The 12,369-nt window shown below is 64.8% G+C and carries 12 protein-coding genes; all 12 read left to right on the top strand.

The features are described 5' to 3' along the window. A partial coding sequence (rsxE, locus tag QZY07_RS20920) for an electron transport complex subunit RsxE (RefSeq protein WP_295406902.1) occupies positions 1-460 on the top strand: 460 nt, incomplete at its 5' end. 10 nt (positions 461-470) lie between these two features. Next, on the top strand, positions 471-764 hold the full coding sequence (locus QZY07_RS20915; RefSeq protein WP_295406899.1) for an RnfH family protein: 294 nt from the start codon (positions 471-473) through the stop codon (positions 762-764). A 474-nt stretch (positions 765-1,238) separates the two neighbouring features. After that, positions 1,239-2,366, top strand: coding sequence for a branched-chain amino acid ABC transporter substrate-binding protein (locus QZY07_RS20910; protein ID WP_295406897.1), 1,128 nt, complete (start codon positions 1,239-1,241; stop codon positions 2,364-2,366). Between the two features lie 37 nt (positions 2,367-2,403). Then, positions 2,404-3,327 (top strand): branched-chain amino acid ABC transporter permease, encoded by a 924-nt coding sequence (locus tag QZY07_RS20905; RefSeq protein WP_295406895.1) that lies wholly within the window; start codon positions 2,404-2,406, stop codon positions 3,325-3,327. 33 nt (positions 3,328-3,360) lie between these two features. Continuing rightward, a complete protein-coding gene (locus QZY07_RS20900) occupies positions 3,361-4,488 on the top strand; it encodes an ABC transporter ATP-binding protein (protein WP_295406892.1) in 1,128 nt (375 codons plus the stop codon). Further along, the gene (locus tag QZY07_RS20895; protein ID WP_295406889.1) at positions 4,472-5,311 is read left to right on the top strand and encodes an ABC transporter ATP-binding protein; all 840 of its coding nucleotides are present in this window, start codon (positions 4,472-4,474) and stop codon (positions 5,309-5,311) included. The genes QZY07_RS20900 and QZY07_RS20895 overlap by 17 nt, the downstream gene beginning before the upstream one ends. Then, positions 5,308-6,018: an ABC transporter ATP-binding protein gene (locus tag QZY07_RS20890; protein WP_295406886.1), complete on the top strand. Its 711-nt coding sequence runs from the start codon at positions 5,308-5,310 to the stop codon at positions 6,016-6,018. The genes QZY07_RS20895 and QZY07_RS20890 overlap by 4 nt, the downstream gene beginning before the upstream one ends. Before the next feature lie 80 nt (positions 6,019-6,098). Further along, positions 6,099-7,970 (top strand): potassium transporter Kup, encoded by a 1,872-nt coding sequence (locus QZY07_RS20885; RefSeq protein ID WP_295406884.1) that lies wholly within the window; start codon positions 6,099-6,101, stop codon positions 7,968-7,970. A 148-nt stretch (positions 7,971-8,118) separates the two neighbouring features. Further along, on the top strand, positions 8,119-9,318 hold the full coding sequence (locus tag QZY07_RS20880) for a dicarboxylate/amino acid:cation symporter (protein WP_295406880.1): 1,200 nt from the start codon (positions 8,119-8,121) through the stop codon (positions 9,316-9,318). Between the two features lie 197 nt (positions 9,319-9,515). Next, the gene (locus tag QZY07_RS20875) at positions 9,516-10,160 is read left to right on the top strand and encodes a KUP/HAK/KT family potassium transporter (RefSeq protein ID WP_295406877.1); all 645 of its coding nucleotides are present in this window, start codon (positions 9,516-9,518) and stop codon (positions 10,158-10,160) included. Then, entirely contained in the window at positions 10,058-11,263 is a 1,206-nt protein-coding gene (locus tag QZY07_RS20870) for a KUP/HAK/KT family potassium transporter (RefSeq protein ID WP_295406874.1), read from the top strand. Before QZY07_RS20875 ends, QZY07_RS20870 begins: the two co-directional genes overlap by 103 nt. Before the next feature lie 441 nt (positions 11,264-11,704). Then, on the top strand, positions 11,705-12,268 hold the full coding sequence (gene rsxB, locus QZY07_RS20865; protein ID WP_295406871.1) for an electron transport complex subunit RsxB: 564 nt from the start codon (positions 11,705-11,707) through the stop codon (positions 12,266-12,268). Positions 12,269-12,369 lie beyond the last annotated feature (101 nt).

Genomic DNA, 12,369 nt, shown 5'->3' with positions numbered 1-12,369 from the left:
GGTCTATATCCTGATCGTGGCGGCCAACGTCACCTTCGTGGATCTGACGATGAATGCCTGGATGCACGAACTCTACAAGGTGCTGGGGCTCTTCATTCCGCTGATCGTCTCCAACTGTCTGCCGCTGGCGCGGCTCGAATCCTTCGCCTCGAAGGAACCGGTGCTGCCCTCGCTGATGGACGGCATCTTCATGGGGCTGGGGTTCACGCTCGCACTCACCCTGATCGGCGCGGTACGCGAGATCTTCGGCTCGGGCACCCTGTTTGCCGATGCCTCGCTCCTGCTGGGTCCGGCCTTCAAGTTCCTGGAGCTGCGCGTCATGCCCGCCGACATGGGCGTCCTCATGATGATCCTGCCGCCGGGCGGATTCCTGGTCACCGGTCTGGTGGTGGTGGGCAAGCGCCTGCTCGACATCCGTGCCGGCAAGGGCATCCAAATGGCCGGCGCCCATAGCGTCTGAGGAGATTCAGATGAAGGTGAGCATTGTCTATGCCCTGGCCAAGCGCCAGATCTGGTTGAATGTCGAAGTTCCCGAGGGCGCCACGCTGCGCGAGGCGATCGAGCGCTCGGGCCTCCTCGCGCAATGTCCCGAGATCGACCTGGACCGGCAGAAGGTCGGGGTCTTCGGCAAGGTCTCCGCCTTGGAGACCACGCTGGCGGATGGCGATCGCGTCGAGATTTACCGTCCGCTCATCGCCGATCCCAAGACCCTCAAGGGGCGCGCCAAGGGCGGGGAGACGGCGGGGCCGCCCGCCAATTCCTGATCCTTGCGCCGGTGTGGCCGGATCGGTTAATCCGCTCAACAGCGTAAGCTCTCGATAGTCTGGTGTTGATCCAGAGACATCGACAGCTCCGGGGCGGGGCGAGCAAGAGTGATGGGGATGTCTTGCCGCCTCATCCGCGCGTCCAATCCGCGGTCGCCAGGACCGTTTTCGGTCGGCTTCCCGTCCGAGCAATGCCTTGCCTCAACCTCGCCGTCACCTGATCGAATGATTGACCCAAGACCGGGCGGGGACTAGCATCCGCGAAGTTCCGTCACTCCCGATCCGCACGACCTGTTGCAGTTGAAGACGTTACGGGTGGAAGCGCTGCTCTCGCGCGAATATTGCCGCCAGACATGACTGCGCGCCAGACCGGGAATCGCCGGTCCATCCGAGGCACGGCCGAGCCAACCTTTCTTTGCGGTTTCCGATCCGACCGAATTTCAATCAACGCCGGCATCCTTCGGGAGTAGACGCATGAAATCCAAACTGTTGATCGCATTGGTTTTGGCATCTATGGCCGGGGGCGTCGGAGCAAGCGAGACGGTGATGATCGGGTGCGTGGCACCCCTCACCGGACCCCAGGCCCATCTGGGCAAGGACATCGAGAACGGCGCGCGTCTGGCGGTGGATGCCATCAACGCCAGCCAGCCGACCCTGGGCGGCAAGCCAGTCCAGTTCGAACTCCAGGTGGAAGACGACCAGGCCGACCCCAAGACCGCGACCGTGGTGGCTCAGAAGCTGGTGGACGAGGGGGCCAAGGGCGTGATCGGGCACCTGAACTCGGGGGCCAGCATCCCGGCCTCGCGCATCTACGCGGACAATGGCATCCCGCAGGTTTCTCCAGCATCGACCGCCGTCGCCTACACCCATCAGGGGTACGAGACGACCTTTCGGCTCATGGCCAACGACTCCCAGCAGGGCAAGGCGCTCGGGCAGTATGCGGCCAAGCTGGGCAAGCGGGTTGCAGTGGTGGATGATCGTACCGCCTATGGCCAGGGGCTGATCGACGAGGTGGTCAAGGCGGTCCAGGCGTCCGGTGCCGAGGTCGTGGGGCGTGAGTACACCACGGACAAGTCCACCGACTTCACCGCGATCCTCACCTCCATCAAGTCCAAGCGCCCGGATGTGGTCGTCTTCGGCGGCATGGATCCACAGGCCGCGCCCATGATCCGGCAGATGCGGACCCTGGGAATGAAGATCCCCTTCATGGGCGGGGACGGCATGCAGTCGGCCGAGTTCATCAAGCTGGCGGGGCCGGCGGCGGAGGGCGTGATCGGTTCCTCTCCGGGGCTGCCGCTCGCCAACATGCCGGGGGGCGCGGCCTTCACCAAGCGCTATACCGAGCGTTTCGGCAAGATCCAGATCTATGCCCCCTTCTCGCACGACGCCGCCGAGGTGCTGATCCGGGCCATGCTGAAGGCCGATTCGGCCGAGCCCGAGCAGTATCTGCCGGAACTCGCCAAGACCCAGATCGACGGGATCATCGGCCCCATCGCCTTCGACGACAAGGGCGACCTGAAGGACGGTCCCGTGACCCTCTATCAGGTGAAGAGCGGCAAGTGGGAGACCCTGGAGATCATGGGCGGCGCCAGTGCCCGCTAGGGCAGGCTCAGTGCCCTAAGGGTCTCGGTCAACCAGCATGGATGTCCTGCTCCAGCAACTCCTGAACGGTCTGATCCTCGGCAGTCTCTACGCCATGGTGGCGCTCGGCTACACCATGGTCTACGGCATCCTGGAGCTGATCAATTTTGCCCACGGCGAGATCGTGATGCTGGGAGCCATGGTGGCGGTGAGCCTGCTCACCCTGCTGGTCGGCGCCGGGGTGCCGGTCCCGCTCGCGCTCTTTCTGGCGCTGGGGGCGGCGGTGGCGGTCTGCATGCTGACCGGGATTCTGGTCGAGCGGGTCGCCTACCGCCCGCTGCGCAACGCCCCGCGCCTGGCCCCGCTGATCACGGCCATTGGGGTTTCCATCGTCCTGCAGAACCTGGCGATGATCTTCTGGGGCCGGCAGTACCTATCCTTCCCGCCGGTGCAGGAGGTCCAGGTCTACGACTGGATGGGGGCGACCGTGACCAACGTCCAGCTCATCATCGTGGGCGTGGCGGCGCTGACCATGGGCGGGCTGTTACTACTGGTGAATCGCACCCGGCTGGGACGGGCCATGCGCGCGACCGCCCAGAATCGGGAGGTAGCCGGACTCATGGGGGTGGACGTGAACCGGGTGATCGCCGTCACCTTCGCGGTGGGCTCCGCGCTGGCGGCGGTGGCGGGGCTCCTGATCGCCGCCTATTACGGGATCGCTCACTACAACATGGGCTTCACCCTCGGACTCAAGGCGTTCAGCGCCGCTGTGCTGGGGGGCATCGGCAATATCCCTGGCGCGCTGCTGGGCGGGCTCCTGCTGGGGGTGATCGAGAGCCTGGGCGCGGGCTATATTGGGGATCTCACCGGCGGCTTCCTGGGCAGTCACTATCAGGATATCTTCGCCTTCTTCGTCCTGATCCTGGTGCTGGTGTTCCGGCCCTCCGGGCTGCTGGGCGAGCGCGTGGGCGAGCGCGCCTAACCCTTGCGATGCCTCCGCCGGAATGAGCCGTCCATGATCTCGATCCTGCCCGAACGTCTGTCCCAAAACCCTCGGCTCGCCTGGGTCGTCTTCGCGGCCCTGGGTCTCCTGCTGGCGGTCCTGCCCTTCCTGGTGGACGCAGGCATGGGGCGGACCTGGGTGCGCATCCTCGACTTCGCGATGCTCTACGTGATGTTGGCCCTGGGGCTCAACATCGTCGTCGGTTTCGCCGGACTCCTGGACCTGGGCTATGTGGCCTTCTATGCGGTGGGGGCCTATTTCTACGCCATCCTCGCCTCGCCTCAGTTCGGTATCCACCTGCCGTTCTGGGCGCTGCTGCCGATGGGGGCGGGGGTTGCCTGCCTCTTCGGGATCCTGCTGGGCGCGCCAACCCTACGCTTGCGCGGCGACTATCTGGCGATCGTGACGCTCGGATTCGGGGAGATCATCCGGATCTTCCTGAATAACCTGAACGCCCCGCTGAACATCACCAACGGCCCGCAGGGTATCAACATGATCGACCCGGTGCGGATCGCCGGCCATAGCCTCACGCGCCCCATCGAGATCCTTGGGGTCAAACTGTCCGGTGCCCACGGCCACTATTTTCTCTTCCTCGTCCTGACGCTGCTGGTGATCTTCATCGCCCTGCGGCTGCAACACTCGCGCATCGGCCGCGCCTGGGCCGCCATCCGCGAGGACGAGGTGGCCGCCGAGGCGATGGGCATCAACACCCGCAATCTGAAGCTCCTGGCCTTTGCCATGGGGGCGACCTTCGGCGGTCTGGGCGGGGGGCTGTTCGCCGCCTTCCAGGGGTTCGTGAGTCCCGAATCCTTCGGTCTCATGGAGTCGATCATGATCCTCTGCATGGTGGTGCTGGGAGGCATGGGCCACATCCCTGGCGTGATTCTCGGTGCCATCCTGGTGACCGTGCTGCCGGAGCTGCTGCGCTATATCGGCCCGCTGCAACAGGAACTGATCGGCCGGGTGGCGGTGGATCCGGCGGATCTGCGCATGCTCCTGTTCGGCCTCGCCCTGGTGGCGATGATGCTGTTCCGGCCGCAGGGGCTCTGGCCCTCCAGGGTGCGCGCGCGGGAGCTGCGTCCGGACAACCCGGACGAGGTCCGTCAGGAGCAGGAGTCGCTTTATGACCGCGAGCGCTGAGGACAACCGCGCCGAAGCCCGTCGGCCGCTCGTCGAGGCCCAGGGCATCACCAAGCGCTTTGGCGGCTTGAGCGCACTGAGCGACGTCTCGCTGTCGATCCAGACCGGAGACATCGTCGGACTCATCGGCCCCAACGGAGCGGGCAAGACGACCTTCTTCAACTGCATCACCGGGCTCTACCAGCCGACCTCCGGCACCGTCTCCCTGGACGGACGCTCGCTGACCGGACTCAAGCCGCACGCGGTCGCGGCGCGAGGCGTGGCGCGCACCTTCCAGAACATCCGGCTGTTCGCCAACATGAGCGTGCTGGAGAACGTGATGGTCGGCCGCCATGTGCGCTCGCGTGCCGGGGTGCTGGGAGCGGTGCTGCGCGGCCCGCGCACCCGCGCCGAGGAGCGATCCATCCGCGAGCGCGCTTTGGAGCTGCTCGACTTCGTGGGCCTGACCGCCCGCGCCGATCAGCTCGCGCACCACCTGCCCTACGGCGATCAGCGACGTCTGGAGATCGCCCGCGCGCTGGCGACCGGGCCCCGCCTCCTGGCGCTCGACGAACCCGCCGCCGGGATGAACCTTACCGAGACCGCCGCGCTCCAGGTTCTGCTGGAGGCGATCCGCGAGCGCGGCGTGACCCTGCTCCTGATCGAGCACGACGTGCGTCTCATGATGAACCTGTGCGACCGCGTGGCGGTGCTGGACTACGGACGCAAGATCGCCGACGGCGCGCCCGCCGAGGTGCAGCGCGATCCCGCCGTGATCGAAGCCTATCTGGGCGCCGGCATGGGCGCGCACCAGGACACGACGGCCAAGGCGGAAACCGCATGAGCCTGCTTCAGGTCCAGGGGCTCGCCGTCCATTACGGCGGTATCCGCGCGGTCAAGGGCATCGACCTCAGCGTCCAGGAAGGCGAAGTGGTCTGTCTGATCGGCGCCAACGGGGCTGGCAAGACCACCAGCCTGCGCGCCCTGGCGGGGCTGCTGCCGTCGGCCGCCGGGTCCATCCACTATGCGGGGACCGACATCACCGCGCTCCCGGTCCACCAGCGGGCGCGCCTGGGGCTCGCCCTGGTCCCGGAGGGGCGCGGGGTCTTCCCGCGCCTGACGGTCGAAGAGAACTTGCGCATGGGGGCCTATTGGCGCAACGACCGCCCCGGCATCGCCACCGACCTGGAGCGGGTCTATGAACTCTTTCCGCGTCTGCGGGAACGCCACGCCCAGAGAGGCGGCACCCTTTCGGGGGGCGAACAGCAGATGCTTAGCCTGGCCCGCGCGCTCATGAGCCGCCCGCGCCTGCTGTTGCTCGACGAGCCCAGCATGGGACTGGCCCCGCTCGCGGTGCGCAAGATCTTCGACACCATCCGGCTCATCGCCGAACAGGGCATGACCCTGCTCCTGGTGGAGCAGAATGCCCGCCTGGCCCTGGAGACCAGCCATCGCGGCTACGTCCTGGAGGGCGGGCGCATCGTCCACCGGGACACCGCCGCCGCCCTGCTCGCCAGTCCCAAGGTGCGCGAGGCCTATCTGGGGGCCTGACAGAGATGATCGAACGAGCAGTCTTCAGCGTCGATCGCAAGCGACCCCATCCACTGTATCCCTGACAGGAGAAAAGAGACGTGTCCCCGACTCACTCATCGAAGAAGCTCGGCGGCCTGGTGCTTGGCGCGATCGGTGTCGTTTTCGGCGACATCGGCACCAGCCCGCTGTACGCTCTCAAGGAAACCTTTGCCGGCCATCATCCGATCCCGGTCACCGAGGCCACCGTACTGGGCGTCCTCTCGCTGGTGTTCTGGACCATGATGATCCTGGTCTCGTTGAAATACGTCGCGATCATCATGCGCGCCGACAACCGTGGCGAAGGCGGAAGCCTGTCGCTGCTGGCTTTGGTCACGGGGATCACGCGCGAATCGGGGGTTTCCTACTACATCGCGCTCCTGGGCATCTTCGCCGCGGCACTCTTTTTTGGCGACAGTATGATCACGCCCGCGATTTCCGTGCTGAGCGCCGTCGAAGGGCTTGAGGTGGTGACGCCTCAGTTTAAGACCTTTGTCTTGCCGATTACGATTCTGGTGCTGACCGCCTTGTTCGTCATCCAGAAACGCGGGACCGGGGTGGTCGGCATGCTGTTCGGGCCGGTGATGTGCACCTGGTTCGCGGTGCTGGCCATCTTGGGGATCCTCGCCATCGCCCAGCGGCCGGAGGTCATCGTGGCCCTGAACCCCGTGTATGCGCTGCACTTTATCGCCGCTTATCCGTGGATGAGTTTCCTCGCGCTGGGCACCGTCGTGCTGGCAGTCACCGGCGGCGAGGCGCTCTACACCGATATGGGACACTTCGGCCGTTTTCCCATCCGGCTCGCCTGGTTCGGCCTGATCCTGCCGGCGCTGGTCATCAATTATTTCGGCCAGGGTGCGCTCCTGCTCGCCGATCCGACGCTTGTGCGAAATCCCTTCTATCTGCTCGCGCCCGACTGGGCGCTGATTCCCCTGGTGATCCTCGCCACGCTCGCCACCGTCATCGCCTCCCAGGCGGTCATCTCGGGGGCCTTCTCGGTGGCCCGGCAGGCGGTGCAGCTCGGCTATCTGCCACGCATGGCCATCGTCCATACATCCGGTTCCGAGCAAGGCCAGATCTATGTGCCCTTTACCAATTGGACCCTTTATCTGGCGGTGATGGCCCTGGTCGTCGGCTTCCAGTCATCGAGCAGCCTGGCCGCGGCTTACGGGATCGCGGTCACCGGCACCATGATGATCGATACCATCCTGGTAGCATTCGTGATGTTGTTGCTATGGCGTTGGCACTGGCTGGCCGTGGCGGTGGTCGCGGGCGTCTTCCTGATCGTCGACCTGGCCTTTTTCAGCGCCAACGCGGTCAAAATTCTCCAGGGCGGTTGGGTTCCGCTGGCCATTGGGGCGGTATCCTTTACCCTGCTGACCACCTGGAAGCGGGGGCGCCAGCTACTGATGCGCAAGATGTCCGAGCTCGGCGTACCCTTACGGGATTTCCTCGCCTCGCTTGGCGACGACATCCACCGCGCGCAGGGGACGGCCATCTTCATGACCGGTAACCGCGACGGTGTCCCGGCGGCGTTGTTGCACAACCTGGCCCACAATCAGGTGCTCCATGCGCGCATCCTGCTGGTGACCGTGATCACCGAGGAACAGCCGATGGTCGCGGTCGCCGACCGGCTCGAACTGTCCGAGCTTGGCAAGGGTTTTTACCGCCTGATCGTCAAATACGGTTTCATGGAACAGCCAGACATCCCGCTGGCGCTGAAACAGTGCGCCCCATTGGGGTTGGAGATCGATCCGCTGCACACCTCCTATTTTCTGAGTCGCGAGATCATCGTCCCGAGCCTGCAGCCGGGGATGGCGCTGTGGCGTGAGCATCTTTTCAAGCAGATGTCCAGGAATGCCAACAGCGCCACCGAGTTCTTCCGCATCCCGACCGATCGCGTGGTCGAGCTTGGCACCCAGGTGGAGATTTGAGCGAAGAAGTCGCCGAATCTCTCAATTCCGTTCGGCGGGAACAGCGGTCCGTTTCCGGTGCTCAACGGCGCCAAAACCGCGCCCGTCACATGGCATGCGCCAGCGCTGCCAGAGCGGGCAGTCCTTCATTCTCGAATCATGCGCACAGATGACATTCTTACGCCAGATCTACTCCGTGCCCGCCGGCCTGTTGCTCGGCATCGCGCTCGCCCTGCTGTTTCCGGCCGGCGCGCCCTATCTGGCCTGGCTGGGGCAGATTTTTCTCTCCGTCCTCAAGCTCCTGATCCTGCCCCTGATCCTGGTCTCCATCTTCGCGTCCCTGGCCGGGGGCAAGGATCTGCGGCGCATCGGCGGACGGGCGCTCCTCTATTACCTGCTGACCACGACCGTGGCGGCCACTCTGGGCACCCTGATCGGTCTGACCTTCTCCCAGGGGGTGCCGGTCGGTCTGCTGGATCTGCCGCCGGTGCAAACGACCGGGGATGGATTCAGCATTGAGCGGCTGATCGGCAATCTGATCCCGAGCAACCTCTTCGCCTCCCTGGCGGCGGGCAACATCCTGCATATCGTCTTCGTCGCGGTCATCGCGGCCCTGGCCTCCCGCCGCATTGGCGCGGATCATCGGGCGACCCTGCTCGGCGGTGCCCGCGCCTTGGACGAGTTGCTGATGAATCTCCTGCGCGGGGTTATCAAGCTCGCGCCGATCGGTGTCGCCGCCCTGGTCTACGCCAGCCTCGCGCGGATGGATTGGGCGGGGGTCTTTCAGCTCCGCTCCTTTGTGTGGGCGGTGGGGCTGGCGGCGGTGCTGCATTCCGGGGTCTTCCTGCCCACCCTCTATCGCCTGCGCACGGGGCGTTCGCCCTGGCCCTTCGTGGCCGCGTGCCGGGAGCCGCTCCTCACCGCGCTCTCCACCGCCTCCAGCTCCGCCACCTATCCGGTCTCCAAGCAGGCGCTGGAGGACGCGGGGGTCAGCGAGCGGGTGACCAGCCTCACCCTGCCGCTGGGGGCGACCCTCAACATGGACGGTTCGGCGCTCTATCAGTCCATTCTGCTGATCTTCATGTCTCAGTTGGCGGGCGCCGACCTGAGCCCGCTCCAGGCACTCTTCATCGTGCTGCTCACCATGGCCTCGTCCTCCGGCACCGCCGGCATCCCCAGCGGCGGGATCGCCATGATGGCCTTCATGCTGGATCTGCTCGGGTTGCCCCAGACCTATCTGGCGCTCTATCTGGTCGTGGACCGCTTCTTCGACAACCCCATCACCGCCCTCAACGTCTGGGGCGACCTGGTGGTCGCGGCCATTGTCGATCGGGAGTTGCGGGATGAACCGATGGTTCCGGTCGGGTAAACCGACCGGACCTGTCTAACCGTTTCAGGATTTGAGAGGGGCCTTGCCTGTCCATGAATTTCTCATCCCCCGGCCAGCCGGTTTCGCGCGCACGCCTGGGCGTGCTGTCGATGGCCGCCCTGGGCATCGTCTATGGCGACATCGGCACCAGCCCCCTGTAAGCCATCCATGCGGTCTTCGCCAACGACCGCCATCCGGTGCCGGTCGATCAGGCCAACATACTGGGTGTGCTGTCGCTGGTGTTCTGGTCATTGCTGATTGTGGTCACGCTGAAGTACGTGATCCTCATCCTGCGCGCGGACAACCGCGGCGAGGGCGGCATCATGGCCTTGATCGCCCTGGTCAAGCGTCGGATTGGCAATCAACCGCTGGGTCAACGCTTGATCCTGCTTGGATTGTTCGGCGCGGCGCTGTTTTACGGCGACGGGATCATTACGCCAGCAATCTCCGTCCTGTCCGCCGTGGAAGGGTTGAAAACCATCACCCCGACGTTGGACGATTGGATCGTCCCCTCGACCCTGGCAATCCTGTTCGGGCTGTTCGCCATTCAGCGGCATGGGACGGCTCGGGTCGGCGGTTGGTTTGGGCCGATCATGGCGGTCTGGTTCCTGACGCTGGCCGCCTTGGGAATTCGCGGCATCGCCAATGAGCCCGGCGTCCTTGCCGCCCTGTCGCCGACCTATGCCCTGGCCTCTTCGCGGCGCATCCGCCACTCGCCTTCTTTTCCCTCGGATCGGTGGTGCTGGCGGTCACGGGGACCGAGGCGCTCTACGCGGACATGGGGCATTTCGGTCGCGGGCCGGTGCGCCTGGCCTGGGGCGTCCTGGTGTTGCCGGCCCTGACCCTGAATTATTTCGGTCAAGGGGCGCTCCTGCTGGTTCAACCGCAGACCGTTGCCGACTCCTTCTTCCGTCTCGCCCCGCCTTGGGCGCTGGCGCCCTTGGTGGCGCTGGCCACCATCGCGACCGTCATTGCCTCGCAAGCGGTGATCTCCGGGGCCTTCTCGCTCACCCGCCAGGCGGTCCAACTCGGCTATCTCCCGCGCATGATGATCCAGCACACGTCCAGACATGAGCGTGGCCAGATCTATGCCCCGGCGATCAACTGGGCGCTCTTCGTCGCCGTGGCGGCGCTGGTGCTGGGCTTCGGCAGTTCGGAGGCACTGGCCGCCGCCTACGGGATCGCCGTGACCGGGACCATGAGCATCACCACCCTTCTGGTGTTCGTCATTGCCCGCCGTCGCTGGCGCTGGGGCCGTCTCCGGACGTTCCTGGTGCTGGGTTTCTTTCTGGCGATCGACCTGGCGTTTTTCATGGCGAATCTGCCCAAGCTCAACGAGGGCGGCTGGTTCCCGCTGGCCTTCGCCGCGCTGGTCTTCGTCCTCATGAGCACCTGGAAACGCGGGCGCGCGCTGATCCTTGAGCGATTGACCCGCGATAGTCTGCCGCTGGCCGATTTCGTCACCCAGATCGAGGCGGACGACATTCCCACGGTGTCAGGGACGGCGGTCTATCTGTCGGCCCGTCCCGGTGAAGTGCCCCACTCGCTGCTGCACAGCCTCAAACACTTCAGGTGCCTGCACGAGCGAGTGGTCATCCTGCATCTGTCGGTCTTGAGCAAGCCCTACGTGGCGATGAGTAAACGAATCCGGATCGAACCGCTCAGTAGCCGCTTCTATCAGGCACGCATGGATTTTGGGTTCATGGACAGGCTCAATGTCGCCGACGCCATTCATCTCTGTCAGGACAAGGGCGTCCCATGCGATCCGGCAAGCACGACGTTTTTCCTCGGACGCGAGACCCTGGTGCCGACCAAGGGCGCCCCCATGGCCATCTGGCGACAGAAGTTGTTCATCGGGCTTTTCCGCAATGCGAGTAGTCCGACCGCCTATTTCGGCTTGCCGCCGGGCCGGGTGGTTGAACTCGGGGCACAGGTCAACCTCTAGCTCGGTTCCATCGGGGTAGGGCGGCGCGGTTCGTTGTCGCCTTTCCCACAAGACGTTCATCCTGTCGGAAATACGCCCCGATCATTCCCGCGATCGGTCGATGACTGACACAGGATTCCGGGGCGCTCAGGTGTCGAACCGATGCCGGACGCATCCGCGCAAGTCCGCGAATCGACCGATGCCGGGTAACGACTGACCGACGCAAAGAGGGAGCCTGGAAAATATTATTATCGTTTATCAAGCTTTTACGCTCTGGTTACGCGAATGGCCCCGGTACGGGCAGCGAGTGCGCCGGAGACTGCCGCCGGCAAGCGACCATCGCTCATGAAAAAGTGGCCCGCCCATTGCTTTATCTTTGTCGAATCGTCGCGCGGTGGCTCGGTCAGGGCGTCCGGCACTGCGGCGGCCACCGGCCTTTCCTCATTCGATGGTGTTCAACAGATGTTCATCGCAATCGTCAGCCTCACCCTACTTGGCATCACCATGGGATGGTTGCTTGGCGTCGCCTCGCGCTATCTCAAGGTCGAGGGTAATCCGCTGGTCGAGCAAATCGCCGCGATGCTTCCGGGGTCCCAGTGCGGCCAGTGCGGCTATCCGGGCTGCGGGCCGGCGGCTGAGGCCATCGCGACCAAGGCGGCACCCGTGACCATCTGCCGCCCAGGCGGGCGTGGTCTGGCCGAAGAACTGGCGACCGCGCTCGGCGTCTCGGTCAGCCAGTCCGGTGTCGCGGACAAGCCGCCGATGATCGCCCATGTCTTCGAAAAGCTGTGCATCGGCTGCACCAAGTGTTTCAAGCGCTGCCCGACCGACGCCATCATGGGTGCGAACAACATGATCCACAGCGTCTTCGCCGACGCCTGCATCGGCTGCGAGCTGTGCTACGAGGTGTGCCCGACGATGTGCATCGAGATGCGCCCGCTCAGACCAACCCTTCAAACCTGGCATTGGCCGAATCCGGCCATCGCGCTAGTACAGTGGCGCTCAAATGTTTGTAATGGCACTTAGACCATCAATGGTTTCCCTTGATACGTCCAACGGAACGGTTTGGCCATGGTGGCATTGAAGTAGGCGATGAAGGCCAGCAACTTGGCACGCAAGTCCTCCTT

It is taken from the genome of uncultured Thiocystis sp., from assembly GCF_903866365.1.
Taxonomy (GTDB): domain Bacteria; phylum Pseudomonadota; class Gammaproteobacteria; order Chromatiales; family Chromatiaceae; genus Chromatium.
This window is presented reverse-complemented; position numbering and strand designations above follow the sequence as displayed.

Bases quoted from the DNA above. Each gene is read 5' to 3' on its own strand.
- QZY07_RS20915 (WP_295406899.1), top strand. From the start codon at position 471: ATGAAGGTGAGCATTGTCTATGCCCTGGCCAAGCGCCAGATCTGGTTG.
- QZY07_RS20910 (WP_295406897.1), top strand. From the start codon at position 1,239: ATGAAATCCAAACTGTTGATCGCATTGGTTTTGGCATCTATGGCCGGG.
- QZY07_RS20905 (WP_295406895.1), top strand. From the start codon at position 2,404: ATGGATGTCCTGCTCCAGCAACTCCTGAACGGTCTGATCCTCGGCAGT.
- QZY07_RS20900 (WP_295406892.1), top strand. From the start codon at position 3,361: ATGATCTCGATCCTGCCCGAACGTCTGTCCCAAAACCCTCGGCTCGCC.
- QZY07_RS20895 (WP_295406889.1), top strand. From the start codon at position 4,472: ATGACCGCGAGCGCTGAGGACAACCGCGCCGAAGCCCGTCGGCCGCTC.
- QZY07_RS20890 (WP_295406886.1), top strand. From the start codon at position 5,308: ATGAGCCTGCTTCAGGTCCAGGGGCTCGCCGTCCATTACGGCGGTATC.
- QZY07_RS20880 (WP_295406880.1), top strand. From the start codon at position 8,119: ATGACATTCTTACGCCAGATCTACTCCGTGCCCGCCGGCCTGTTGCTC.
- rsxB (WP_295406871.1), top strand. From the start codon at position 11,705: ATGTTCATCGCAATCGTCAGCCTCACCCTACTTGGCATCACCATGGGA.